Below are 26,119 nucleotides of genomic sequence, written 5' to 3'. Positions count from 1 at the left end.
AGTGGGCATGGTGGGAGGGTAGAGGAAGAGGCACGGTGACACGTCCGCCTTTTGGTTCAGCCCGGGAGCGGGCTTTTCCGGTGGCGCTTCTCACTTCACCTCCAGCCCAGTCGCCGGGGCGCTCAACCATTCGGTCCGGCCATCTTTGCGGGTCACGCGCAGCCCCGCCCGCACCTGATACCGGCCAGCGGGCGCGAGTTGTCCGTCACTCAGGCGGCCATTCCAGTAACTGCTCAGCCCCAGGTGCAGCGTGTCACCGCGCGGGCAGACTTCCTGACCTCCCCGCATGCCGGAGCCGCACGTCGTGCTGCCGTAGCCGGAAGCTGTGTCAAAGGGCCTGAGTGGGAGGGCCGCCTGCCCCTCCCGCCCAGGACAGTGTTTTACGACCTGGCCTTGCCCCTGGCCTGGGACCGTATCGCTTCGTTCATCCTGTTTACTGCTTCACGTTGGGTTTGTCGGGCAGGGCCGCGCCGCGCTCGGCGTAGTAGACCAGCCAGCTCGTCATGTGGATGCTGGCGTCACGCTCGGCCCCCGCCTCCAGCTTCGAGACATGGTCCACGCCGTCCACCAGCGCCTGGTAGGTCAGGGTATGGGGGCCAGCGCCTGTCGCGGCGGCGCTGAGGTCGGCGTTCCAGAGCTTGACCCCCTGGCCGGGGCACCAGTTGTTGCGCCCGTAGACCCAGGTGCCGGACTGGTTGGGCACCACGCCGCCTCCCACCTGCTCGAAGCAGCCCAGGGCCGTGCCCGCCACCGGGTTACTCAGCGTGAAGTCGCGGCCACCCACCGTCACGTGGTGGACCGTGTCGCAGAACTCGGCGCAGCTCTTGCTGTCGTTGAAGCCGTGCCCGGTCACCAGCGTCGAGAACTCCACCTTCTTCGCCCAGGCCGGGCGCTCGAAGGTCACCGGGGCCTGACGGGTGTTGTAGGCTCCGTCGCCCATCGCACCACCGAACTTGAGGGGCACAGCCCAGACTGGGATCAGGCTGCTTCCCCTGTTCTGGAACCGCAGGTTCATGGTGACCTTGTAGGGCTGCACCGACCAGTAGGCCAGGCGCACCTTGCCGTTCACGGCCTTTTCCCGCAGCACGGCGAGCAGCGGACTCATGTCGGTGACCCAGCGCCCGCTGTTCCAGTAGGGCGTGATGTCGCGGGCGATTTCCTGGTTGCATTTGGTCAGGTCAAGCGGGTCGCAGATGTAGAGATTGGTCTCGTAGTCCCAGGGCGGGCAGCCCGATTTGCGTTCCGAGGTGCAGGTCAGGGCACGGTCCAGCTCCAGCGTGTCGAACTGCGCGAAGTTGGCCGGGAGGGTCACGTCGGCGTAGATCATCTCCTTGCGCCAGCCGGGATCCTTGGCGATTTCGCCCCTGAAGACCGGCGTGACGGTGACCTTGCCGCTCTTTTCCTCGTTTTGCAGGCGGGTTTTCAGGGCCGTTTCCCAGCTCAGGTACTCGCCCTCCTTGCGAACCGATGCGAAGGGGTCCACCGGCTTTTCCCCTTCCTCTTCCAGGGAGGCGTTGAACACGTAGGGAATCGGGCCGGTGTCGGTGGCGTTGCCGTCGGGCGAGATGCGCAGGACGCCCGGGGCGACATGCAGGTTGGTCAGCGTCACCTGGGCAGACTTGCCCCCTTCCAGGGCCTTGACGAGCTGCGTCCCCTCCGTCTTGGGCAGCATGGCGAGGACGGCCGCCTTGCAGGTGTCGTTGCAGTCGCCGCGAATCACACCGATGGGGCTGTCGTTGTTGACCAGCAGCACCGCCGCCGCGCCGCGCTTGGTGGCGGCCTTGACCTTGTCGGTGAAGCCGCAGGTGCCACGCAGAATCACGGCAGCCTTGCCGCTGATGTCGCCCACCGGGGCCTTGTCGCCGCAGGCGTCGTTGCCGTACAGCACGGCTTCGAGCTGGGTGCTGCCCGTGAAGCTCTTGCCGATGCCCGAGTCGCCCAGGGCAGTGGCCTGGACGCTGCCACCGCTCCAGGTGGCCCTGACATCACGCAGGTCGTTGCCCCACCGGTCCAGCAGCTTCCCCAGTGCCGAGTCCGGGCCGGGAGGCGTACTCGCCACGACCACATTCACGCCGCTCACGCCGGCGGCCGCCGCGCGGAGTTCCCCGGCGCGGGCCTGAATATCGGCGTCGGTGGCCCCGCCAGGAAGAAGCAGGTACGTCACGTCGGCGGGGCTGCCCTGCAACTGGCTCAGGTCGCCCTGCCAGATGGCCGCACTCTCCGGCGTGCGGGCGTCCTTGCTCACCACAACCACGTTCTTGCCGCTGAGGTTGACTTTGCCCTGCGCGGTCTGCACGGTCAGTGCGTTGGGGTTGTCGGGCGCGTTGAAGAGACCACAGCCACTGAGCAGCAGGGCAGAGGTGACGGAAACAAGAGCCACGGCACGGTGCATATGACCTCCTGCGCGTTCTCCACGTGCGGGCAGAAACGCGGCGCTGTATTGAATCTGGAGGGCAACATAGTCCAAATGTGGTCAGGAATGCTATTCCTCCGACCCAAGAGCTGGAGTTCTTAACTTGTGATGAAGAGAGGGATGGTGAAGGACTCCTCCCCCTTCTTCGGGGAAGTCCGACTTTAAGAAGCCGTCGGCACCGTACGAATCGGCCCGGTGGTGCGGTTAGGTGGCTTGCGGTCCTGCTCAAGAATCGGCACCTGGAGACAGCATTGAAGCCTCAGGGAGCCACGGGCAAGGCAGGAGGGACGGCATCCCCGGCATCCCCTCTTTGTTGCAGAGGTGCGGCCCAACCTGCTTAATAGGTCATGCCGACACCGGATGCGGATGTGATCGTCGTGGGGGCGGGCCTGGCCGGACTGGTGGCCGCCGCCGAACTCGCGGATGCGGGCAGGCGCGTGCTGCTGCTCGACCAGGAAGGCGAGCAGAACCTGGGCGGGCAGGCGTACTGGTCCTTCGGGGGCCTGTTTTTTGTGGACTCGCCTGAGCAGCGCCGGCTCGGCATCCGCGATTCGCTGGAGCTGGCGCGGCGCGACTGGCTCACCACCGCCCGCTTCGACCGCCCCGAGGACCACTGGCCCCGGCGGTGGGCCGAGGCGTATCTGGACTTTGCCGCCGGGGAAAAGCGGGCGTGGCTGCACGGGCAGGGGATGCGCTGGTTTCCCGCGGTGGGCTGGGCCGAACGGGGCGGGGCGGGCGCGGGGCTGCCGGGCAACAGCGTGCCGCGCTTCCATGTCACCTGGGGCACCGGGCCGGGCGTTCTCGAACCCTTCGAACGCCGCGTCCGCGAACACGAGCGCAGCGGCCACATCCAGTTTCGCTTCCGCCACCGGGTGCGCGGCCTGAACGTCACGAACGGGGCCGTTCACGGCGTTCACGGGGACCTCCTCGAAGCGTCCGACGTGGCACGGGGTGAGGCCAGTTCGCGCGTCGTGGTGGGCGACTTCAGCCTGAACGCGGCGGCCGTCCTCGTCACCTCAGGCGGGATCGGGGGCAACCACGCGCTCGTCCGCCAGTACTGGCCCACCCCACGGCTGGGACCTGCGCCCGCCTTCATGCTGTCGGGCGTGCCGAAGTACGTGGACGGCCTGCTGCAACAGGCGGTGCGGAGCGCCGGGGCCAGCCTGATCAACCCCGACCGGATGTGGCACTACACCGAGGGCATCCGCAACTGGAATCCTATCTGGCCGAACCACGGCATCCGCATCCTCCCTGGCCCCAGCAGCCTGTGGCTCGACCCCACCGGGAAGCGTCTGCCCTTTCCCCACATCCCCGGTGGCAGCACGCTGGACACGCTGCGGCACATCACCACGCACGGCTACCCCTACACCTGGTTCCTGCTCAACCGCGCCGTCATCAAGAAGGAGTTCGCCCTCTCGGGCAGCGAGCAGAACCCCGACCTGACCGGCAAGAACCTGCTCCTCACCCTCAGGCGCGCGGGGAAAGATGTGCAGGCCCCGGTCCAGGCTTTCATGGACAACGGCGCGGATTTCGTGGTGCGGGACAACCTGCGCGACCTGGTAGCCGGCATGAACGAACTCACCGGCGAGAGCCTCGTGGACTACGCCACAGTGGAGCGCGAGGTGCGCGACCGTGACCTCCAGACCCGCAACGTCCCGGGCAAGGACCCGCAGCTCGCCATTGTCCGGGGCGCGCGGAACATCCTCAGCGAGCGGCTGATCCGGGTGGCGAAACCTGCCCCCCTCCTCGACCCGGCGGACGGTCCCCTGATAGCCGTGAAGCTCCATATCCTGACGCGCAAGTCGCTGGGCGGCCTGGAAACCGACTTGCAGGGGCGCGTGCTGGGCGAAGGCGGCCAGCCCATGCCCGGCCTGTACGCTGCGGGGGAGGTGGCGGGCTTCGGCGGGGGCGGCGTTCACGGCTACCGCGCCCTGGAAGGCACCTTCCTGGGGGGCTGCCTCTTCAGCGGTCGAACTGCCGGACGTGCCATCGCCTCCACAGTGAAGTGAGACCACTGGGGGGAGCGTGGTAGTGCTCGTTCAGCCGGACCCGTGCTTTTCGTCTGGGGCTGTCATCCGTTTACCCCTGGGAAATGCAGCGTGACGGTGAAGCCCGGCTGCGCCCACTCCGGCCGCAATTCTGCCCCCCAGCGCCGGGCGAGTGCGGCGACGACAGCCAGGCCCAGCCCGCTGCCGGCCAGGCCCTGCACCCCAGGCCCGCGCTCCAGGGGCCGCAGGAGCCGGGGCCAGTCCTCGCGGGCGGGTCCGGGGCCGTCATCTGCCACACTCAGCTCCCCGGGCCGCACCCGTAGCGTGACCTGCGGCCCGCCGTACTTCAGCGCGTTCTGGAGCAGATTCACCGTCGCCTGTCGGACGCCCTCCGGCTCGGCCTGCGCCCAGCCCTCCTCCACGTCCAGATGCAGGGTCTTGCCCGCGGCGCGGAACTCGGGCCGCAGGTCCTCGGCCACGGCCAGCACCGTCCCGGCGAGTTCCACCGGCTCCAGCGTGGGCGGGGCGTCCGTCCGGGCGAGGCTGAGCAGGCCCTCGCTGAGCGCCCGCAGCGCCCCGATACGCTCCTGAAGCTGGAGCAGTCCGGCCCGGTAGGCGTCCCCATCGCGGGGCCGGTCCAGCAGCAATTCCACCCGCCCGGCCAGGGTGGTGAGGGGGGTCCGCAGCTCGTGGGCGGCCATCCTAGCGAACTGCTTTTCCTGCTCGATGGTGCCTTCCAGGCTGCCCAGCATCGCGTTCACAGTAGTGGAGAGCCGGGTGAGTTCATCGCCGCCGGGCGCGACGGGCACCCGCTCCCGGTACGCCCCGCGCCGGGCGATGCTCGCGGCGGCCAGCGCCACCTGGTCGATGGGCTTCAGCGCCCGGTCTGCCAGCAGGTAACCGCCCAGACACGACAGCACGATCATCAGCAGGGCCGCGCCGACCAGCACGCGCGCCAGCGTCTCCAGCAGGCCGCTGAGCAGGTCGGTGGGCCGCATCACCCGCAGCCAGCCGCCCCCTTCGAGCGGCACGCTGTACACCCGCCAGTCCTCCACCGTCTGAAAGCCCGGCCGGGGCAGGCCCGGTGTCAGGTGTTCGTGCCCGCCCGCCTGCGCCGTCACCTGCCCCCGCGCGTTCAGCAACTCCAGCGCGAGTTCACTGCGGACGTTGAGGCCAGCGGCGAAGCGCAGTGCCCCGGCCTCGCGCTCGATGTTGCCCAGGGCCACCGCTGCCGTTTCCTCCAGCGTCGCGTCCAGCGAGCGGGTGAGCTGGGTGGAGGCCACCAGGTAGATCAGCACGGCCCCCAGCACGCTCGCCAGGATGAACACCAGCGCGTAGCCCAGCGTGAGTTTCAGGCGCAGGCTGGCGGGCGGGAGCTTCAAGGCCCCAACGTTCAAGGGACAGCCCCCAGGCGGTAGCCCACGCCGCGCACGGTCCCGATCAGGCCGTCTTCCGTCTTGCGGCGGATGGTGCTGACGTACACGTCGATCACCTTGGGTTCCACCCCCTCCTCGCCATCCCAGAGCCGCTCGATGATCTCGTCGCGGGTAAAGGTCCGGCCCGGATGGTGCGCCAGCAGTTCCAGCAAGGCGTATTCCTTGCGCGTCAGGTCACAGCGCGCGCCGCTGTGGTAGACCTCCCTCGCCGTGAGGTCCAGCATGAAGCCGCCGCTAAGGGGAAGAGTGTTATGCGCGTATCCCCCCGCGCGGCGCAGCAGGGCGCGCACGCGGGCACGCAGCTCCCTGAAGGCGAAGGGCTTGACGAGGTAGTCGTCCCCGCCCGCTTCCAGTCCGGTCACGCGGTCCTCCACGGTGCCGCGAGCAGTGAGATACAGCATGGGGGCCGTATTGCCCGCCGCCCGCAGTTGCTGACCCAGCCGGTAGCCCGCGTCCAGCCCCTCGGGCAGCATCACGTCCAGAATCAGGAGGTCGTGCGGGAACAGCCCCGCCAGCGCGAAGCCTTCCCCGGCACTGGCGGCGTGGTCCACCGCGTAGCCGTCCTCGCGCAGGCCGTCGCGCAGCAGTTCCGCGATGTGCGGGTCGTCCTCGACAATCAGCAGTCTCACGCGGAACCTCCTTCTGGGGGCAGGCCACGGTAGGGCCGCAGCACGCTGTAGACGCCCAGCACCCAGGCCAGCCCACTCAGCCAGCCCGCCAGGACATCGGTAGGGTAATGCACCCCCAGGTAAAGCCGCGAAAAGCCGACCGCCCCGCTGAAAAGGACCCCCAGCACCAGGACCAGCCAGCGCAGCGGCGTGCGCCAGGTCAGCAGGATCAGTGCCGTGACGAAGGCCGCGCTGTACATGCTGTGCCCGCTGGGAAAGCCGAAGTCGTTCTCCTGCACCAGCCGGGGCCACAACTCGGGCCGGGGCCGGTGAAAGATCAGCTTCATCACCAGGTCGAGAAGCGCCGCCCCCGCCACGCCCACCGCCCAGAAGAGGGCCAGCGAACGCCGTCTCAGCCACAGCCCCAGCAGGATCAGGGCGCTGACGGGGGCGATGACCGTCACGCCGCCGAGGGTGGTGAACAGCAGCGCCAGCCGGTCGAGAAACGGGGTCGCGTGGGCGTGCAGGGCCAGCAGAAAGGGAGCCTCGAAGGCGATGCGCTCCTGCTCCAGCACCTCTTCCGCGATAAAGCCGACGATCACGAGGGGCAGCAGAATGCCCAGAAACAGGCGCAGGAGGGCTGCCGGGTGGATGCGGCGGCGGTGAGACAGCAGGGTGCTCATGGCTCAGAGCTTGCCGCCGCAAGGTAAAAGGACGGTATACGCACAGAGGAGCGCCGGGGAGCGGAAGGCCCCGGCGCTCACGGTCACTGACTGACCGTCCTGGGTTTTGCCCTAGGGCGGGGCGCAGAAAGGTTGCCGCTTTTTGGCAACCTCTCCGAGCGAAGCGAGAAGCGCAAAAAGGGCGGCGCGGAGTGGACGCCTGAGACATGCGGCAACGCAACGGAGCGCCGCCCTATTCGTTGTCCTCCTGCCCGTTCTCGGTGTCGGCAGCCTCCTGGTGCAGCACCCGGCCATTCCCGGCGTCCACCTTCACCTCGGTCCTGCCCACCAGGGCCGCGTAGACCAGGTTGCCATCCTCGTCTTCGAGCTTGACGCTGCTGACGGTTCCGGGCACGGTGGCCTGGGCGGCTTGAGTGGCCTGCTGGGGCGTGATGCGGGCCAGGGTGCGGAGCTGCGCTTCTTCCTGGGCATCCGGCACTTCTGCGCCCTGCGGCTCGGGAGGCAATTGGATGCTGCTCCTGTAGGCTGGGGTCTGGTCGTCCTGCGTTTCCGCGTCATTGTCTCCTGTGTTCTGGCTCTGCGCCGTGCTGGTCTGTGCCGGAGCCGTCTGTGCTGGGTTGGTCTGGGCAAAGGCATAACCGGCCAGCGGAACGCCGACGGCGGCAGTGGTGGCGAGGGCAAGCAGGACGGTTCGGGTGTTCTTGGTCATCGGTCACTCTCCTTGGGTGGGGTGAAACCCTGTGCTTCACCTGCGGCCAGGATGCCTGCACCCGGTATAGGGACGGTATAAACTCCGTCCAGCACAGGTAAAGTGGGATTTAACCGGGCCGGGGCGGGAGGCGCAGCACCTGGGCAGTCTGCCTGCCCCACCCTGCAAACATGCCTGCCGCGCGACCTCCCCGCCCTCCTGATTGCTGCTGTGTCCGGGGGTGGGGAAGCCGGAGGCAGGGGCACCTGGGGCGCGGCTATACCAGCCGGTAAGGTGACGCCCTTAGACTCAGGCCATGTGCCGTCCCGCCCTGCTGCTGACCGCCGCCCTGAGTGTTGTGGGGGCTGCCCACGCGGCCACCAGCCTGCCTGCCCCTCTGCCGCCCGTCACGCCGCCCGGACAGGTGCAGCCGCTGGCACCCGGCACCCGCGCCGCCCCGGTTCTCCCCACCCTGCACCTCACCCCCGCCATTCCCGAGGTGAGGAAGGTGGAGGTGCTGGGCAACGGCTTTATCCAGGCAGCGCATGCCCTGGTCCTGGTTCCGTCACAGGAGGTCTCCCCGCAGCGTGCCCTGGTCCTGGCCGTCCAGAGCGTGCAGGGGGCCTACCGCGCCGACCCCACGCTCGCGGAGGTGGATGTCAGCGTGTACCGCGCGGAGACCTACCGGGGCTTCGGCGGGCCGCTCCCCGTGCTGACCCTCTCGGTGCCGCGTGCGCGCCTGAAGACCTTCCAGAGCGAGGTGGCCGCCGACACCTATGACCGCGTCTGGACCCCACAGAATATGGAACTGCCCGAACCGCCCGGCACGCCCGTGCAGGCGCTGGAGCGGCTGCCCGTCTTCGTGGGCACGCAGGCGGAACTGCTGAAGCAGCGGCTGGAGCAGAGTCTGGCCCAGGCGGGCGGCGGCGTGCGGGGCGGGCTGCTGTTCAAGGGGAACCCTGCACAGCGGCAGGTGGCGCTCACCTTCGACGACGTGCCGCACCCGCTGTACTTTCCGCTGGTGCTCGACCTGCTGCGGCGCGAGAACGCCCACGCGACCTTTTTCATCATCGGGCGCAACGCGCAGGCCTACCCCTACTTCATCCGCGATCTGGTGCAGGGCGGCCACGAACTCGGCAACCACACCTACCATCATGTCCGCCTGCCCCACCTGACCGACGCGCAGATTCGCGCCGAACTCCAGTCCACCAACGCCCTGCTGACCCGCCTGACCGGCCAGCCCGTGCGGTTCTTCCGCCCGCCCGGCGGCGAGTACAGCCAGCGCGTGCTGGATATCGCCCGCAGCCTGGGCCTGACCACCGTCTTCTGGACCGACGACCCCGGCGACTTCCAGAATCCGGGGGTGGAGACGGTGGAGGCGCGCTTCACGCGGCACCTGCGCCCCGGCGGCATCATCCTGCTGCACGATAACGCGCCCGACGGGCTAAAAGCCCTGCCGGACCTGCTGAAGGTGGCGCGGGAGAAGGGGTACGGCGTGGTTCCTGCCGGGGCGCTCGTCCGGTGAACCTGCACGCCTGGCTGACCGGGCTGGACCCCGCGTGGCTCAACGCCGCGACCTTCGGGCTGCTGACGCTGGAGGGGGCGGGGATTCCCGGCATTCCCGGCATCGTGCCGATGCTGGCGCAGTCGGCGCTGATCGACGCGGGGCGCACCACCCTGGCGGCGGCCCTTTTCTGGGGGACTCTGGGCAACTGGCTGGGCAGCCTGCTGGGGTACGCGGCGGGGCGCTGGGGCGAACGCTGGCTCCCGCCGCGCTGGCGGGCGGCCGTGCAGAATCAGCGGAACCTGGACCTGCTGGCCCGCTGGGGCGCGCCGCTGGTTCTGGTCAGCCGCACAGTCGGCAGCCTGCGCACCCCCGTCACCCTGGGCGCGGGCCTGACCCGCTTTCCCTTCGGGGCCTACCTGCTGCTGAGCCTGCTGGGGGCGCTGCTGCATGTCGGCGTGTGGCAGACGCTGCTGTGGCGCTTCGGCCCGGCGCTGCTGCCCCACCTCGAACGGGTGGGCATCGATGCCTTTGCCGCGGTCGTCGTGGTCGTGGCCCTGTGGTTGCTGTGGCGCGGGCTGCGCCGCCGCGCGCCGCTGTCCTGAGCTGGGGCACTACACGCTGCGGCGGGTGGCCCGGTACAGTTGCAGGCCCACCGGGATCAGGCTCAGCAGCACCACCGCGCCGACCACCAGCAGGATGTAGCGGTCGAGGTGGGGAATCAGGCTGCCCAGCCAGTAGCCCAGCAGCGGCACGCTGACCCCCCACAGCAGCGCCCCCAGCACGCTGAAGGTCAGGAAGCGGAGGTAGGGCAGCCCGCCCACCCCCGCCATCGTGGGGGCCACAGTGCGGACCACCGGCACGAACCGGGCCAGCATCAGCGCCAGGCCGCCATACCGTCCAAAAAAGCCCTGGGTGCGCGTCACGTACTCCGGGCGAAAGAAGCGGCTGTCCTGGCGGCTGAAGACGCCGGGGCCATACCGCCGCCCCAGCAGGTAGCCGGTGCTGTCCCCGATGATGGCCCCCAGAACCACGGCCAGCATCACCCCAGGCAGGTGCAGGCTGCCCTGCCGCGCCAGCACGCCCGCCGTAATCAGCAGGCTGTCACCCGGCAGAAAGAAGCCCAGCAGCAGCCCCGTTTCGGCAAAGATGATGGCGAAAATGCCGAGATAGGACGCGCTGAGCAGCAGGTGGGAGAGGCTGGAACCGTCGGACATGGGCGCAGCTTAGAGCACAGGCCAGATCAGAGCACCAGCCAAAAGATGCTGCCTTTTTGGCCGGGTGGAGCGAGCAGGTTTTGCTGAGCCTCTGGACAGCACCCTGGAGGGTCGGCGGGCGCAGGCGGTCTCTCCGGGCCGCGGGCCGGGGCGGCACGCCGCATGATGGACGTGTGGTGAACCCCGCAGCCTCCTCTGCCGCCCCGCGCGCGTTTCTGCCGGTCATTGCGCTGGTGGGCTGCGGCGCTTTCCTGAACGTCTACACCACGCAGGCCCTGCTGCCCAGGCTCTCGCAGGAGTTCGCGGCGTCCAGCGTCGTCACGGCGGTCACGGTCAGCGCCACCACCCTCGCCATGGCCCTGTGTGCCCCGCTGGTGGGGCTGCTGGCCGACGCCCTGGGCCGCAAGCGCCTGATGGTGGGTGCCCTGCTGCTCCTCGTCCTGCCCTGCCTGCTGATGGCGCGGGCCGACTCGCTGTCCCACCTGATTCTCTGGCGGTTCGTGCAGGGGATGCTGATTCCCGGCGTGATGGTGGTCACGACCGCCTACGTCACGGAGGAACTTCCCCCCGCGCGGGTTCCGGCGGCGCTCGCCGTATACATCACGGGGACGGTGGTGGGCGGCTTCGGCGGGCGCTTCCTGAGCGGCCTCATCGCCGGGGTGGCGGGCTGGCGCGAGGCATTTCACGTGATTGCCGCGGCGAATCTCCTGATCGCGCTGGTGGCCTGGGTGCTGCTCCCGCGGGCCAGGAACTTCGTGCCCCAGCCCGCCGGACAGGCCCTGCCCACCCTGCGCGGCCACCTGCGCAACCCGGCCCTGCTCGCCGCCTGCGCGGTGGGGTCGGCGCTGCTGTTTGCCCTGGTGGCCGCCTTCACCTACGTGAACTACCACCTGGCGGCCGCGCCCTACCGCCTCACCTCCGCGTCGCTGGGGTCCGTGTTCGCTGTGTACCTGCTGGGCGTGGTCGTGACCCCGCCCTCCGGCCGCCTGGTGGCGCGCCTCGGGCACCGCCGGGTGCTGCTGGGCGCGCTCGCGCTGTCGGCGCTGGGCTTCGCGCTCACGCTGGCGGCCCCGCTGCCGCTGATCATCCTGGGGCTGGCGGCCGGCTCCAGCGGCATCTTCGTCGCGCAGGCCACCACCACCAGCTACGTCGCGGCGAGTGTCACCCACGGGCGCTCGCTCGCGTCCGGCCTGTATAACCTCGCGTACTACGCGGGCGGTGCCCTCGGCGGCGTCCTGGTGGGCGTGGCCTACACCTCGCACGGGTGGCCGGGCGTCATCGGCTCGGTGGGGGCAGCGCTCCTGCTGGCCGCCCTGACCGCCACCCTCGCCTGGCCGCGACCCCCGGCGGGAGGAAAGATAAGCACCGGACCTGAGTGCTGAACCCGGCGTGGCGTTCCCCCCGGTCCTCAGTTCAGCTTGATGGTGCTGCCCCTGACATCCACGGCCCCCGCACCGCCGTCGATGCTGATGCCGCTGCGCGCTTTGAGGTCCATGCGGCCCCCCGCCTCGATGCTCACGTCGCCCTTCATCTGGATGGTCAGCTTGTTGGTCTTGCTGTCGATCCGGATGATATTGCCGTTCATGTCCTCGACCAGGATGTGCGGCTGGTCGTCGGAGTCGTCGAGAACGATCTTATGGCCCTTGCGCGAGTAATGCACGCGGCGGATGGTCTTGCCGCCCTTCACCACCCGGCGCGAGGGTTCGGGCGGCGCGTCCACCCCGTTCCACAGCCCACCGATAACGTAGGGGTGGTGCATGTCCCCGAGTTCGAAGCCGACCAGCACCTCGTCGTCGACCTCGGGGATCCACTGCATCCCGCGCCCCGGGCCGCTGCCCGGCGCAGCAATCCGCGCCCAGTCGCTCTCGTCCTTGTCGGAGAGCCAGGGGAACTTGACCTTTACGCGGCCCTGGTTCCTGGGGTCCTCGTTGTTGGTGACGATGCCGATGACAAGGCCGTACTGCGCCTTGGGTTTGTGTCCCCCCGCCAGCGTCTGGGCGATGTCCGGCGCGCGGCCCCCGCTGACGGTGAATTCGGTGGTGTAGCCGCTGCTGGTCTGCTGGTCGCCGGTGCGGAAGTGGTGCGTGACGCTGGAGAGCGTGTACTCGCCCGCGTAGCGGTCGCTGACGCCCCCCAGGTTGACGGTCATGCCAGCGGTCATCTTGGGGTAGCCGCCCGCCACGCCCGTCGCCTCGACCAGGCCCTGCCGCCGCTGGTCGGCGCTGCCCCCGGCGTACAGTTCGGCCAGTTTCTCCTGGCGCACCACGTGCCCCGTCAGGGTGTAGGGGGCGGCGAGGTCCTCCTCGCCCGCGGCGGCCACCTCGGGTTCGCCCTTGCCCTTGCCCGCCGCGCTCACCACGGCCCGCTTGCGCTGCGGGTCCCAGCTGCGCAGGGTGGTGCCGCTGGCTTGCCCCAGGCTGCTCACGCGGGGGTTGAATTCCAGCAGATTCACGCCCCAGTCCAGGTCCCCCGCGTGCCCCATGCTCTCCATCGGCAGGCAGCAGAGGGTGGTGCCGTCCACGAACAGCAGGTAGCCCAGCTTCAGCGCGCGCTCGCGCAGGAAGTCCAGGTTGGTCTGGTTGCTCTGGAGCACGTAGTCGTGGACGAAGCTGGCCGGGCCGACCTTGGCCTTGAGGCCGAGTTCGGCGGCGATCTTCTTGACCACGTCCATGTCGGTGACGTTCTGGAAGGTCCGGGTGTGGGTGCCGCGCGAGAGCCGGTGCAGCCGGTCGAAGGCGCGCACCACCAGCCGCTGCCCGTGCTGGAGAAGCTGCGTCTCGACCTCCACGATCTCGCCGTCGAAAACGTTGAGTTCCCGGTGTTCCTCGACCTGGATGGTGATCGTCAGCGGATTGCCGTTGACGAAGGTGCCCTTCTGGTCGTCGGTGAAGCGGTAGGCCGCCTGCCCCGCCACCAGCGGCGTGAGGTCGCGCAGCGTCAGGGTCGCCACGTCGGGCATGTGCAGGCTGCTCTCGATGGTGATGTCGTGGATGTTCTGCATCGCCTCGGTGGCGAGGTCGCCGTTGATCCGCACGTAGAAGTGCGGCACCGCGCTGCGCAGGTTGACCGACGGGCCGCTCACGGCCTACCTCCGCCCGTACTTGGCGCGCAGGTCGCCGGAGTCCTTGTAGGACTGCGCGTCGTGCCGCACCCGTTCGCTGATGGCGTAGGTGCCCTCGCCCGACCCCCGCAGCGTGCGGTGTTCCAGCGCCTCCTGGAATTCCACCGTGACCATCGCCCGCACCGGCATCCCGTTGGGCATGAACAGCGTGTACTGCTGCTGCATGGAGGTGATCACCGCGTTGAAAAGCCAGTTCTTGCCCCAGATGAACAGCACCTTGGGTGGGCGGCCCTTCTTGGTCTTGGGGTCGCGCAGCGCCTCCTGAATGTTCATCAGTTGCCAGAGCTGGTCGGTGTATTCCCGCACGTCCCGCACGGTCTTCTCGTTGTCGCGCAGGTAGGTGTCGAAAAAGAGCTGCATGCTGAGCTTGGCCCCGCTGCCCCCCGAGAAGGTGAGGTCGGAGGCGTCCTTGGTGCTGTTGTCGGCCGGTCCCCAGTTGTTGGTCTTCTGGACCTGGTACTCCTTGGGGTTGAACAGGCACTCGACCTCGATCTTGGGGCCTTCGATACTCTTGATGATGGCTTTGACGAGCGGTCCATCCGTCATGGGGGCCTCCTGCGAAAGGGGGATGCGGAAGGGGAGGGGGGAGCCAGTGAGGCCAGTCTAATACGGATTGGGTCCAGTTCCTGACCAGTCATACGGATTCCGTCCAATTCCTGAACAGTCGGGAGGGCACCGCCTGTTCATCCATCTCCCGAAATCCGCCCTTGTTCCTTCTCCCTCTGGTCGGATTTCCGGGTGTTTTCAACACCCTTCCATCGGAATCAGTATCAGGAGAGCGCCCCCTGTTCAGGCGTTTCCCGGAATCCGTCTCTGTGCCTGCTCCCTCCGGCTTCCTCGGGTCGGATGTCCGGGTGTTCTCAGCACCTGCCCGCCCAGGTGGTGCCCGCCCGCCAGCCGCACCAGCGTTCCTTGGCCTGCCGGGCGCTGTAGATCCCCTCGAAGGTGTTCACATTCTCGCCGAAGACCACCACGAAGCTGAGGTTCTCCCCGGTCTTGCCGGGAACGAGCACCTGCCCGCTGAGGTTGTACGAGCCGGTGACGCTGGGGCTGAGGGTGCCCTGGACCCGGCCCTCGTCGCCGGTGCGCAGGTTGCTGAAGGTGCCGCTGACGACGTTGCCCTGCACGTTCAGGTGCATCCGCCCGAAGGGATGCTGCCAGTCCCCGGCCACACGTTCGGTGCCGCTGGCTTCGCGCACGACCTGCACGCCGACGCTCTGCTGGACACTCGCGGTGCCCGGACGGCTGGCCCGCAGCGTAAACCGGGTGTCCTGCCGGACGGTCCGGGTCGTGCTGCCGCTCGCGTCCACCGGTCCCAGCCCCGTGATCACCACCCGCGTGGCGTTCTGCACGTTCCACGACAGGGTCACGCTGCCGCCCGCCGTCACCCGCGTGGGCGTCACGCTCAGGCTCACGATCCTGGGGGCGGGCCGGGCCGCGGGCTGCGCGGCCGGGGGGGCAGAGGCGGCGGGTGGCTCGGGCCGAGTCGCCGGCAGGGAAACGGGCCGGGCGGGCACCGGCTGGGGAGCCGTGGCCTGGGGCGGCGCGGGCCGGACCGGGGTGGAGGGTGCCGGGGCAGGCCGGGGTGCGGGCGGAGGGCGCACGCTCACCGGCTGGCTGGCCTTGAGGGTCCCGGCCAGCAGGGTATAGGTGGTGCTGGAGCCGGGGTTGAGGCGCACGCTGCCGTGCGGCGGGAACTTGCGGTTCAGGGGCAGCAGCTTGACCTGCTCGACGCCCCGCACGTCCCAGCTCACGGTGACGGGCTGACCACGCTGCACACTGGCGGGCGTCGCGCGGAAGGCCACGATGCGCGGAACGACCGGGGCCGGCGTGGGTGCAGGCGTCGGAGCCGGGGTGGGGGGTGCCACGGGGGCCGGTTTGGGCTGAGGGGCGGGTGTGGGTGCGGGTTTCGGCGCGGGTGCCGGCGCAGGGGCAGGCTTCGGGGTCGGCGTGGACGGGACAGCCGCTTGGGGCTTGGGCGCGGGCGGCAGCACCGGCAGCGCCAGCGACTGCGCGTCGGTGGCTCCCTCGCTGCTGCGGGCAGTCAAGGTGAGCTGCGCGCTCTGGGCCGGGGCCGTCACCGTGGTGCTGCCCGAGGGGGGCAGCGCCAGCGTGCCGCCCAGCCCCGCGAGTTCGGCGCTGGCCGCGTCCTGGGTCTGCCAGGTCAGCGTCACGGGCTGGCCGCTGCGGGGTTTGCGTGGGGTGGCCGTGAAGGCCGTGACCCGCGGCGGGCGGGCGCTCACGCTGACGGCGCTGCTCGCCTCGGTGCTGGTCTGGCCGTTGCTGGCGCTGAGGCGATAGGCGGTGTTGGTCTGCGCGACCACCTGTTTCTCGCCCTGGGCCGGGACGGTCCCGAGCGGGTCGATGGTCACGTTGCTGGCATTGGCGACCTTCCAGCGCAGCGTTACGGTGTCGCCCGCCCGCGCGTTCTCCGGCGTGACCTGGAACAGCTCGACCACCGGGGCGAGCAGTTTCACGCTGGCGCTGCGCGACACCGTCTTGTCACCCACCTGCGCGCGCAGGGTGTAGGTCTGATCCTGCGTCACCTTCTGCTGGAGGCTGCCGCTGGCGGCGACCGTGCCGACCGGATCGAGGGTGACGGTGCTGGCGTTGAGCACCCGCCAGCGCAGGGTGACGCTCTGCCCGGCGGCGGCCTGCTGGGGCGTCACTTGGAACAGGTCGATGCCGGGCGGCAGCACCTTCACGTCGCGGCTCTGCGTGACGCTCTCGCCGCCGCTCTGGGCGCTGAGGCGGAAGGTGGTGTCGGCCGTGATCTTCTGCTTCAGCTCGCCCTTCGCGGGCTGGGTGCCGAAGGGGTCGAGCGTCACCTCCTTGACGTTGGCGACCTCCCAGCGGAGGGTGGCGCTCTGGCCGCTGGTGATGTTCTCGGGCGTCACCGAGAAGCGCTTGACGACCGGCGCGGGCAGCTTCGGCGTGAGGGTCAGGGCCGTCTGGGCCGTCTTGACGCGGCCGTAGGCGATCACCTGCACCTCGGTGGGTTCGGTGATGCCCTGCGGAATCAGCAGCTTGCCGTGGCCGCTGTAGAGGGTCTTGTTCCAGGGCTTGACCAGGATGCGCGAGGTGCCCCGCGTCTCGAAGTTGAGGGTAAAGGGCTTCCCGGCGGGCGGCTGCTGCGGGTCGGCACTCACGCTCACGATGGTGGGCACCTGGAGCAGCCACCACACGAACAGAATGGCCAGAATCAGCAGCAGCGGCAGCAGCCACAGCGGGATCACCGGAAGGTGCAGCAGCGACACGGTGTCGGCGTGATCCTGGCCGCGGTCGGGCCGGGGGTGAATCCGCAGGGTGCGCGGGCGAGGCGAGGCGATCCAGCGGATGGGCAGCCGCACCTGGAGGCGGTGCTCGAACTGGTCGCCGGGCTGCACCGTCACGTCCTGCGGCAGCGCCTCCACCCGCACCTTGCCGACCCCCTCGCGCAGCCGCAGCCAGTAGTTGTGGATGATGGCGCGGATGGGAATGATGTTGCGTAGGTCGCCGGTGGGCGGAATCCGCATCATGTCCCAGGGAGACTGGAGAAAGACGTGGCCCTCGTCGTCGCCCACGGTGGGGTTGTAGGTGATCGGCACATTGGAGACGTTGGTCAGGCGCAGGTCGTAGTGGGTGCGCCGCCACGCGCTGCGCCGCCGCGGCGTCAGCTCCAGCCGCGTCTCGGTAAAGGGCAGGACCGTCCAGTCCATCGGCGCGAAGCCGTACTCGCCGGGATTCTCGCGGCTGCGGGCCAGCACCTTCATCGGGTACGTGGCCGCGTGGGACCCCGGCTCGCGCGGCACCAGCACCCGCAGGGTCGTTTCGCTGGTCATGCCGGGATTGAGCTGCACCTCGTGGTAGAGGTTCTGCACCCAGGCTTCGGGAATGCCCTCGACCTCCAGCCGGAAATGGTCCACCGTGCGCCCGGTGTTGGCGAGCTGCACCTTCAGCAGCCGCGCCTCGCCGGGCTTCAGGTCAATGGCGTTGTCCTCGACCAGCACGCCGATGCGGGCCTGCTGCACCACCCGCTGCCGGGGTTGCAGCCGCAGCCAGAAGGGTTCCACCCGCAGAATGCCGCCGTCGGGCCAGGCCGTGCGCTCGCGGGGTTCCAGCGGCACGCCGCCCAGCGTGGTCCCGTTGGTGGACCCTAGGTCGGTCACGAATACGCCGTCTTCCTCCACCTCGAGGTTCAGGTGGTGGCGCGAGACGCCCGCGTGTTCCAGCACGATCGTGTTGCCGGGGCCGCGGCCCAGCGTGGCGGTGTCGGCCCGCAGCGGCTCGACCCGCAGCAGTTGCCCGCGCTCGTCGCAGATCTGGAGCCGGGGCCAGGGCGTGCGGTCGGCCAGCGGCTCGATGCGCGGCGCGGGTGGCTCGGGAATGTCCGGCAGCACGACCGTGGGGCGCGGCCCCTGCGGCAGCAGCCCGCTCAGCACCGCCTGGAGCGCGGCCTCCAGCTCGTGTGCGCTGCCGTAGCGGTACTGCGGGGCCTTGGCGAGGCAGGTCAGGACCACCTCCTCCAGGTCCTGGGGAATGTCCACCCGGATCTGCCCCGGCGGAATGGGCGCGACGTGCTGGTGCTTGTCCACGGCGTCGGCCAGGTCGCGCGTCTCGAAGGGCACCAGGTTGGTGAGCAGCTCGTAGAGGACGACCCCCAGCGCGTAGATGTCGCTGCGGACCTCGGTGCGCACCCCCCGGCACTGCTCGGGCGACATGTAGGCGGGCGTGGTCACGATCAGGCGGTCGTGCGTGCCGTAGGTGTAGGCCTGCAACTCGCCCACCCCGAAGTCCGAGACCAGCACGCCGTAGGCCTGGCGGCCCAGGATGGCGCGCGCGGGCGTGAGCAGCAGGTTCTCGGGCTTGAGATTGCCGTGCATCAGGTTGGCGTCGTGCGCGTAGGCCAGTGCCCCCGCCGCCTGCCGCGCGATATCGACCGCGATGATCAGGTCCAGGAAATGGCCCTCGCGCGCCTGCGCCTGGAGAAGCTGGCGCACCGAGCCGCTCTGCGCCAGCGTCATGCCGTAGTAGGCGCGGTGGTCGCGCTCCACCAGTTCGCCGGGCGTCAGGATGCCGGGATGCGCCAGCCGCCGCCACTTCTCGAACAGCCGCCGGAACTGGAGCATGAACTGCGGCTGCGCGGTCAGCTCGGGGGCCACCACCCGCAGCGCGCTCACCTGCGCGCCGTCTAGGTTCTGCGCCGCGTACACCTGCCCCAGCCAGCCGCCCCCCAGCTCTCGCAGCAGCCGGTAGCCCTCGAAGATGATGCCGGTGGTGGTCACACGAACCTCAGCTCGTAGCGCACATGGGCCGGGAGGTGCCGGGCGACCAGCCGCTCCACGTCCTCACGGGTGGTGCCGCTGCTCGCCTCGTCGGGTTCGGGCAGGGTGACGGTCACGCTGTAGGGACCCTGCGCGTTTTCCGTGATCTGCGGCGTGACCCCACAGCCGATCTCCAGCGTGCGCATCAGGCCGTAGCGGGTGCCGCGCCAGCGCAGCAGGTGCATGGCCTCGCGCAGCCACTGACGCTTGCGGGCCTCGGGCCAGTGGGGATCCACCTCCAGGCCCAGCCAGGCGGCGAACCAGTCCAGCAGCCGCTCGGGGGCCGTGGCGGGCGAGAAGTACATGTCCAGGTGGTCCTGGCGGTGTTGCAGCGGCTCCCAGATGCTCTGGAAGATCATCAGGTAGCGGGCCAGGAACTCCGACTCGCTGAACATGGCGGGCAGGTAGTCGAGGTAGACGCTGGCCGACCCCTCGGCGGGCGGGGCGGGCAGGCCGGGCCGCGCCGGGGCCAGCGGCAGCAGCGGGAAGTCCTGGGGAGTCGGCAGGGCGTCCACCTCCGCGGGGGGCGCGGGGGCATCGGGTCCGGGCAGGTAGGCCAGCACATACGGCCCCATCTGCACGATGGCCCCCTCCTCCAGCACCTGCGGCTGGTGCGGCACCAGGCGGTGCCCGGCCAGGAACGTCTCGGCGTTGCCCAAATCCGTGATCACCCAGCGGCCCTCCAGCCGCCGCACCTCGGCGTGCCGGATGGCAATCGAGGGATGTGGCAGGCTCAGCCCGTTATCGGGGGTGCGCCCGATGGACAGCAGGTTCATGTCCAGGGTGAGCATCTTGACGGTGTCGCCCTGAAGCTGCACGAAAAACTGGTCGTTCATGGCACGGCCCCCCTACTCCACCCGCACCGTGTGGAGGTCCGAGACGACCACACCCTGCGGCGGCAGGAGCAGCTGGGTATTCACGGGCTGGCGCAGGTCCTGCTGGCCGGGTTCGGTCAGGAAGACCTGCACGTCCTCGACAAAATCGATGCCGGGCACGGTCCGCAGCAGGCTGTACAGCTCCGAGAGGTGCAGCGTGCGCCCGAACTCCCAGCCCGCGCCCGCGCTGCCGCCGGTGTGGGGGTTGAGGTAGCGGTACAGCAGCGCCTCGGCGGCCCACCGCACGTCGGTCTTCAGGCCACGCGAGCTGCCCGGCGGCACCCGCAGCAGCGCGTTCACGCTGACCCAGAACAGTTGCGGCGCGCGCACCTCCAGGGTCGTGCCGACCAGCCGCCGCTCGTCGAGGGAGGCCTGCACGCTGGCTCGCAGCTCGGCCGAGAGCGTGAGCTGGTCCGGCGCGATGCGGCCCGGCGGCACGGCGATCTGCGGCAGGATCACCATGCTGACCTGCCCCGGCTGCACGTCCAGCGCGCGGATCTGGCCGGGGTAGGCGACCTCGCCCGCCGCGCCCGCCAGATTGGGGGTGATGCAGCGGGCGCGCGCCACGCCCTCCACCTGCCGGGCCAGGAACTCGTAGTCGTCGGCGGTTACGGCGCGAGTGCGGGTGCGCAGCACGTGGGGCACGCGCAGGATGGCGTCTTCGAGCGTCTGCGCGTTGCGCCCGCCCAGCGCCGGGGCGTGGTTGGTCACGCGGGCCACGTAGGGAATGCTGGCCTTCAGGACGCTGAGGGTGTGCGCGGGCACGTTGCCGGTCACGCCGCCGCCGTGCAGGTAGCGCTGGAGCCGCAGCGTCGCGCCCTTGGGCGGCACCGCGCCGAAGCGGTACACCGTACCGTCGGGCTGAAGCAGGGCCGGCCCGAAGGTCACGGTCCCGTCGAGGTATTCCAGCCGGAAGTGCCGGTCCCCCGGCCCGCTCTCGGCAAAGTCGGGCACGTCGCTCCAGAAGGTGGTGTCCTCGCCTGCCAGCTCGCAGACGATGGTGTCCTCGCCGCTTTCCAGGTACAGGACCGGGCTGTTCAGCAGCTGGAAGCGCTGCCCCGGCGTGCCGTCGCTGCGGCCCAGCACCTCGTTGCGCACGACCACCGCGTGCCGGGCGCTCACCGTGCCGCCGCGCGCCTCGACCCGCAGCGACTCGATGTCGGGCGACACCTTGTAGCCCGCGTAGTTCTGCTCGCTGGTGATGCGGCAGCGCAGCCAGTAGCCCCGCTGCCCGAAAAACTCCTCCTGCGCCATCGCGGGCAGGCGCAAAATCACCTCGCCCGAGACGTTGAAGGCCAGGGTGCCGTCGTACTCGACGGTGCAGGTGGCCCAGCGGCTCAGGCTGCCCTGCCAGACCTCCCACACGAAGGGCGGCTCCCGGGGGTCCACGCCCGCGCCGCCCGCCACCTCGCAGGCCAGCAGCAGCGCCAGCACGTGCGCACTGTGGTCATCGTCGAAGCACAGGTAAAAGGCGTCCCCCGGCACCGGCTCGGGCGAGAAGACGGCGATCTTGTGCCCCAGCACGCCCAGCCGCTCCAGATCGTGCTGCACGAAGGTATTCTCGCCCAGCGCGTTGCCGGTAAAGGCCGCCTGGAGGTGGGGCGGCGTGATCGTCAGGTCCGTCTCGGTCGAGAAGACGATGGCTTCCGACACCTCGGTGCGCACGGTCGCCACCTCGGTCGCCGCGCTGATGGTGAGCGGCTCCGATTGCGCTGCCGAGAGGTAAAAGGTCACCGGGGCCACGGCGGCGCGCGGCGGGTCGAGCTGTACCCCGATCATGTCGAGGAACTTCACGAACATCTTTTCCGGCACCTGGTTGACCCGGAACAGCAGCAGGTCGGTCATCCAGGCAAAGACCTCCAGCAGCGCGATGCCGGGGTCGGAGGTGTTGTGGTCGGTCCATTCCGGGCAGTACTGCGGAATAAGCTGCCGGGCCTGAGCCACGATGTCGTCGAAGCGGCGGTCGTCCAGATTCACGGTCGGCAGGGGCATGCGTTACCTCAGGGTGCGGCTTTCCAGCGGCAGGCGGTAGAAGGGAAACACCAGCGAGTGTTCCACATGGTCTTCCAGAATGCGGTAGCGGATGCCCAGCACGATCCGCTCCGGGTAATGCTCGTCCACGTCGGCGTCCACGCCCAGCAGCTCGATGCGCGGCTCCCAGGCCGTCAACGCCTCATGCACGTAGTAGGAGGCCAGCCCCAGGGTGCTGGCGTCGTTGGGGGCAAACAGCAGTTCGTGAATCTGGCAGCCGTACTCGGGCCGCATCACGCGCTGCCCCTTGGGGGTCATCAGAATCATCAGGATGGACTGCTCCACCGCCCGCACGCCGCCCACCAGCGCCACCCGCCCCCGGGCATTGGTGGCCACCGGAAAGGCCCAGCCGGTTCCCAGGTGTTCGCTCACTTCATTCCTCCACCCTCTGGTGAACAGGGATTAAACATGGTGTCTTGGTGAGTGCTGGAACGTGACTGGCCCAATTTAGCGTCTCATGTGAACGCCTTCATGTGCAAATCCTGTAGGGGGCCGCGGGTGGCCCTGACCGCCCCGGCGGTGCGCGCATTCTCTCATGAGAGGCCCTGGCCCGTTGCCGGGGCGAAAGGCAACCTCTGGCGGGAACTTTCTCTGCCGGGTGCCCGACCCACGCCGTCCTGCTGCTCACCAGTCCGCAAAGGCGGCGTCGTCGAGGCTGACGCGCCCCAGCTTGCGCCACTCGGCCTGGATGGCCTCACGCAGCAGGCCCATGCTCAGCGTCTCGCCCCGCGCCGCCGCCAGGAAGGCCGCCCCCAGCGCCACCGAGCGGATATTGCCGCCCGCCAGCTTGACGCGCGCCAGCCGGCCGAAGTTCACGCCGCTCACGTCCACCTGGGGCGGGAAGGCGCGCCGCCAGATACGCTCGCGTTCGGGGGCCTCGGGGGGCCGGAAATTCAGCACGAAGCGGATACGGCGCATAAAGGCCACGTCCATGCCGCTTTCCAGGTTGGTGGTGAGCAGGGCCAGGCCCGCGTAGGACTCCATGCGCTGGAGGAGGTAGTTGACCTGGGTGTTGGCGTAGCGGTCGTTGGCGCTCTGCACGTCGCCGCGCTTGCCGAACAGCGAGTCGGCCTCGTCGAACAGCAGGATCACGCCGCCGTCGTCGGCCGCGTCGAAGATCTGCTTGAGGTTCTTCTCGGTTTCCCCGATGTATTTGCTGACCATGCTGGACACGTCGACGCGGTACAGGTCGAGCCGGAGTTCACTGGCGATGACCTCGGCGGCCAGCGTCTTGCCGGTGCCGCTGGGGCCGCTGAACAGCGCGCTGATGCCCAGGCCGCGGGCGTGGCGGCCCATGCCCCACGTCTCGTACACCTGGGTCCGGTGCCGGACGTGTTCGACCAGCCCCTGCAGCACCGCCTTGTCGGCGTCGGGCAGGATCACGTCGTCCCAGCCGGGCGTGCCGGTCAGGCGCTCGGCCAGCTTGCCGATGCGGCGGCGGCCCGCGACCCGGCAGGCTTCCCAGGCCTGCTCCAGGCGCACGTCGTCGGGGAGGCCCGCGGGCAGGCCCAGGCGGGCGGTCTCGGCCAGGTCGCGCAGGGTGGCGGCGTTCAGGTCGAACTGATCGGTCAGCTCGCGCAGGCGCGGCGCGTTCCCGTCGCGCAGGCCCAGGGCGTGTGCCCACAGCGCCCGCTGCTCGGCGCGCGAGGGCCGCGCCACCTCCAGATTCAGGGCAGGTCGCCCGCCCCCCAGCGCCAGCGGTTCCCCGGTCAGCAGCACCAGCGGCGCGTGCAGTTGCGCGGCGATACTGGCGACCTGCCGCTCCAGGCTCGCGGCGGACCACTGTTCCGGGTTCAGGTCGAGGTTGGCCGGGTGCGCGTCCAGGCACAGAGCCAGGGGCCGCAGCCGCGTCTCGCGCTCCCACAGCCGCAGGTCACGCTCCAGGCTGCCCGCGTTTTCCAGCATGGTTCCCAGCGACAGCCGCAGCATGGGCAGGCCCAGCTCCGACAGGGCCGCGTGTGCCAGGTCAAGCTGCGCGCTCACGTCCCGCCCGTGAAGCTGCACCGTCGCCCTCTCACCCGAGCGCAGGTGCGCGGCCAGCGTGGGCAGGTGCGCCGCCGCGGATTCAACGAGCGGACCGGGCGGTGCCGCGAAGTCCTGAACATGGCGGTTCAGCCGCGGGTTCAGGCGGTCGTCGCCGTACACGTAGGCCAGCGCGGCCGGGTCCACCGCGAGCGGGGCCAGGCTGTGGTCGGGCACCCCTTCCGGGCGGTTCAGCAGGTGCCAGCGCAGCAGCGGCGCGTCGTCGGTCAGGTCGGTCGGGTTTCCGTCGAAGAGGCTCAGGGCCAGGTGGCGCGACACGCAGCCCGGGGGCGGCACCTCCGCCGCGTCGTACTGCTCCTGCACGAATTGCCGGAAGCGCAGCGGATGCACCTCCGCAATCAGCCCCAGCATCAGCAGCGCGCGCTCGAACTCGCCCAGCGACAGCGCCCCACACAACTGCGAGAAGCGCGTGCCCGCCGTGTCCAGCGGATTGTCCAGCGTGTCGCCCGGCCCGGCCCGGCCCGCCAGATGCGCTTCCAGTTGGTCCAGAAAAAGCTGGAGGGCGTCGGACACGGCGGCAGGGGTCCACTCCCTGACGGGGGGTGCGGCGGCACGTTTCCTGGTTGCAGAGCGCGTCATGGGGAACATCGGGGGTGCCCCAGTTTAGGGCAAATGGCCGCTGATGCGGGTGGTGTTCTCCGCCAGAGTCGAGTTGACCCCGGTGGGCAGGCTCCCGCGCCGATTCCCCTGACGTTGTTGGCGTCGTACAGGTTGCTGCTGGTGGCGCGGTCGCCCATCATGTTGCTGCTCACGCCCAGGTTGAAGTTGGTGTTCCGCCGATGGACCTCTTCCGGACTAGCCGAACGCTTGCACAGCTTGCCAGTTCCGTCCGGGGGTTCGGAGCAGAGTCCGGGAGTAGTCGCCCAGCAGGCCCAGACTGTTCAAATACCTGTTGAAGGCGGCTTTCTGTTCAGCCAGCCGTTCAAAGGGGACGGCCCAGGGCACTTCGGCCAGGTCTACTTCCAGGCCAGACCAGTCCGTTCGCCGAACAACCAGCCCTAACTTTTCCAGTGCTGCCGGGTCCAGTTGCGCTGCAAAGGCTGGCCCAAACCACGTGCGGATGGCCACACTGTCGGGACCATTCTTGAACAGCTCAAGCGAGTCAGTGTTGAGCATTCTGTTGAACGCTTCGGCTTCAGCGGTCTCAGCCTCCCAGGGAAAGCCCAGGCCACCGAAGAGCGGGCGCGTGACCTGAGCTATGGCAGATGCCACCTCAAACAACTCGGCAACTTGAGCCTTGCTTACGTCTTTAAAATCTATAGATAAGGAATTATACCCCAATTTTTCCGAAACAAAGCCAGGATAGAATTCATAGGCAGGTTTCTTTTCTCTGAGGAAATAGAGGAGGAGTTGTCCCTCCGTGGTCAGAAAATGATTATCATAGACTGGGCTGGGAAATTGCTTGTGATAGAGAGGATGGTTTGGTTCGTCCGAAAAGCTGAAAGTGTCAGGCGCGAACCCCATTTCTTCTAAAAGAGTCAATATTGATTGAAGATTTTTATAGGCCTCGGCTCTCTTCCCCGAGAGATAGCCTGTCCTCACCATTTTTATTGCCAGTTGCACTGTCATTCCCTTCCAATTTCCACTGGATTCATGTCACCGGCCCCAGCAAGAACTCGCACTTCATCTATGGGAATAGGCGTCCACTTCGCCTCTCCAAAACGCGGGTTCGTCCAGGCGAACCAATCGCCCGTCTGAGGATTACGCCGTAACACAACGACGTTCTCCGGGTTTGCCAAAGGAGCGCTGGGGCGGACCTGTGGCGACTCACTGGAGAGCACTACCATGAGCTTTTTGCCCTCTGTCAATGCGCCCCTAAACTCTGCCTGAAGTTGCTGGGTGTAATACTGCACGTCCGCCTCGCCGGACAAAGACTTGATGTCAGCCCACACGGTGTCGGACACGGCATCCGGCCGGACAGTCACCTCCACGCCATTTATCTTCGTGGTGTACACCACCGGCGTGCGGCTCTCTCCCGAGCGCGTGGTGTTGTAGTTGTTGTTCTGCATCCCCGCCGCATCAATGGCCGCGTTCTCATCGGCCAGGCCACGCAACTGGTTGGCATGTGCGCGCTGCGCCTTGCTCAGGAGTTGCACCTTGCATAGTGGAGCGAATAGCCGTGCTGGCGAAAGAATTCCTCGTTTTTGCTGAGCGTTCGAAGAAGCCGGTTTAAATACACCTCTGGCATGACCGTCATTAGCGCCAGGGT

At 68.9% G+C, this 26,119-nt stretch carries 20 protein-coding genes; 4 read left to right on the top strand and 16 right to left on the bottom strand.

The window, feature by feature from the left end; genetic code table 11:
* Window positions 1-90 precede the first annotated feature (90 nt).
* Both ABEA67_RS16805 and ABEA67_RS16800 read right to left on the bottom strand, forming a co-directional pair.
* Window positions 91-288, bottom strand: coding sequence for a T9SS type B sorting domain-containing protein (locus ABEA67_RS16805; RefSeq protein WP_345467485.1), 198 nt, complete (start codon window positions 286-288; stop codon window positions 91-93).
* Window positions 289-433: 145 nt separating this feature from the next.
* Complete coding sequence (locus ABEA67_RS16800; RefSeq protein ID WP_345467483.1) at window positions 434-2,392, bottom strand: peptide-N-glycosidase F-related protein; 1,959 nt, start codon at window positions 2,390-2,392, stop codon at window positions 434-436.
* A 368-nt stretch (window positions 2,393-2,760) separates the two neighbouring features.
* Between ABEA67_RS16800 and ABEA67_RS16795 the strand changes: the two genes are divergently transcribed.
* Window positions 2,761-4,422, top strand: coding sequence for an FAD-binding dehydrogenase (locus ABEA67_RS16795; RefSeq protein WP_345467481.1), 1,662 nt, complete (start codon window positions 2,761-2,763; stop codon window positions 4,420-4,422).
* A 62-nt stretch (window positions 4,423-4,484) separates the two neighbouring features.
* On the opposite strand, the gene ABEA67_RS16790 is transcribed toward ABEA67_RS16795, so the two are convergent.
* The 4 genes from ABEA67_RS16790 to ABEA67_RS16775 form a co-directional block, all read right to left on the bottom strand.
* Window positions 4,485-5,783, bottom strand: coding sequence for a sensor histidine kinase (locus tag ABEA67_RS16790; protein ID WP_345467479.1), 1,299 nt, complete (start codon window positions 5,781-5,783; stop codon window positions 4,485-4,487).
* Between the two features lie 11 nt (window positions 5,784-5,794).
* The gene (locus ABEA67_RS16785; protein WP_345467476.1) at window positions 5,795-6,466 is read right to left on the bottom strand and encodes a response regulator transcription factor; all 672 of its coding nucleotides are present in this window, start codon (window positions 6,464-6,466) and stop codon (window positions 5,795-5,797) included.
* Window positions 6,463-7,128: a phosphatase PAP2 family protein gene (locus ABEA67_RS16780; protein ID WP_345467473.1), complete on the bottom strand. Its 666-nt coding sequence runs from the start codon at window positions 7,126-7,128 to the stop codon at window positions 6,463-6,465. Before ABEA67_RS16780 ends, ABEA67_RS16785 begins: the two co-directional genes overlap by 4 nt.
* Window positions 7,129-7,360: 232 nt before the next feature.
* A complete protein-coding gene (locus tag ABEA67_RS16775) occupies window positions 7,361-7,837 on the bottom strand; it encodes a PepSY domain-containing protein (RefSeq protein ID WP_345467470.1) in 477 nt (158 codons plus the stop codon).
* A gap of 295 nt (window positions 7,838-8,132) precedes the next feature.
* On the opposite strand from ABEA67_RS16775, the gene ABEA67_RS16770 reads away from it, so the two are divergent.
* A complete protein-coding gene (locus tag ABEA67_RS16770) occupies window positions 8,133-9,341 on the top strand; it encodes a polysaccharide deacetylase family protein (protein WP_345467467.1) in 1,209 nt (402 codons plus the stop codon).
* Window positions 9,338-9,925, top strand: a complete 588-nt coding sequence (locus ABEA67_RS16765) for a DedA family protein (RefSeq protein WP_345467464.1) — start codon at window positions 9,338-9,340, stop codon at window positions 9,923-9,925. The genes ABEA67_RS16770 and ABEA67_RS16765 overlap by 4 nt, the downstream gene beginning before the upstream one ends.
* 9 nt (window positions 9,926-9,934) lie before the next feature.
* On the opposite strand, the gene ABEA67_RS16760 is transcribed toward ABEA67_RS16765, so the two are convergent.
* The gene (locus ABEA67_RS16760; protein WP_345467461.1) at window positions 9,935-10,537 is read right to left on the bottom strand and encodes a DedA family protein; all 603 of its coding nucleotides are present in this window, start codon (window positions 10,535-10,537) and stop codon (window positions 9,935-9,937) included.
* A 173-nt stretch (window positions 10,538-10,710) separates the two neighbouring features.
* On the opposite strand from ABEA67_RS16760, the gene ABEA67_RS16755 reads away from it, so the two are divergent.
* Entirely contained in the window at window positions 10,711-11,919 is a 1,209-nt protein-coding gene (locus tag ABEA67_RS16755; RefSeq protein WP_345467458.1) for an MFS transporter, read from the top strand.
* A gap of 26 nt (window positions 11,920-11,945) precedes the next feature.
* On the opposite strand, the gene ABEA67_RS16750 is transcribed toward ABEA67_RS16755, so the two are convergent.
* The 9 genes from ABEA67_RS16750 to ABEA67_RS16710 form a co-directional block, all read right to left on the bottom strand.
* Window positions 11,946-13,619, bottom strand: a complete 1,674-nt coding sequence (locus ABEA67_RS16750) for a VgrG-related protein (RefSeq protein WP_345467456.1) — start codon at window positions 13,617-13,619, stop codon at window positions 11,946-11,948.
* Between the two features lie 3 nt (window positions 13,620-13,622).
* Window positions 13,623-14,204 (bottom strand): CIS tube protein, encoded by a 582-nt coding sequence (locus ABEA67_RS16745; RefSeq protein WP_345467454.1) that lies wholly within the window; start codon window positions 14,202-14,204, stop codon window positions 13,623-13,625.
* Window positions 14,205-14,518: 314 nt separating this feature from the next.
* Window positions 14,519-18,922, bottom strand: coding sequence for a protein kinase domain-containing protein (locus ABEA67_RS16740; RefSeq protein ID WP_345467451.1), 4,404 nt, complete (start codon window positions 18,920-18,922; stop codon window positions 14,519-14,521).
* A complete protein-coding gene (locus tag ABEA67_RS16735) occupies window positions 18,919-19,797 on the bottom strand; it encodes a phage tail protein (RefSeq protein ID WP_345467448.1) in 879 nt (292 codons plus the stop codon). The genes ABEA67_RS16740 and ABEA67_RS16735 overlap by 4 nt, the downstream gene beginning before the upstream one ends.
* Before the next feature lie 12 nt (window positions 19,798-19,809).
* Window positions 19,810-21,828 carry a putative baseplate assembly protein gene (locus ABEA67_RS16730; RefSeq protein WP_345467445.1) on the bottom strand — a complete coding sequence of 673 codons (2,019 nt, stop codon included), beginning with the start codon at window positions 21,826-21,828 and terminating at the stop codon, window positions 19,810-19,812.
* 3 nt (window positions 21,829-21,831) lie between these two features.
* Entirely contained in the window at window positions 21,832-22,239 is a 408-nt protein-coding gene (locus ABEA67_RS16725) for a GPW/gp25 family protein (protein ID WP_345467442.1), read from the bottom strand.
* A gap of 252 nt (window positions 22,240-22,491) precedes the next feature.
* The gene (locus ABEA67_RS16720) at window positions 22,492-24,423 is read right to left on the bottom strand and encodes an ATP-binding protein (RefSeq protein WP_345467439.1); all 1,932 of its coding nucleotides are present in this window, start codon (window positions 24,421-24,423) and stop codon (window positions 22,492-22,494) included.
* A 282-nt stretch (window positions 24,424-24,705) separates the two neighbouring features.
* On the bottom strand, window positions 24,706-25,479 hold the full coding sequence (locus ABEA67_RS16715) for a hypothetical protein (protein WP_345467436.1): 774 nt from the start codon (window positions 25,477-25,479) through the stop codon (window positions 24,706-24,708).
* On the bottom strand, window positions 25,476-26,119 hold a 644-nt coding region (locus tag ABEA67_RS16710), incomplete at its 5' end, for a hypothetical protein (protein ID WP_345467433.1). The genes ABEA67_RS16710 and ABEA67_RS16715, both read right to left, overlap by 4 nt.

Origin of the sequence: Deinococcus carri (genome assembly GCF_039545055.1) — a bacterium.
Classification (GTDB): domain Bacteria; phylum Deinococcota; class Deinococci; order Deinococcales; family Deinococcaceae; genus Deinococcus; species Deinococcus carri.
Note: the sequence above shows the minus strand (reverse complement) of the source record. Positions and strands in the feature narration are given on the sequence as shown.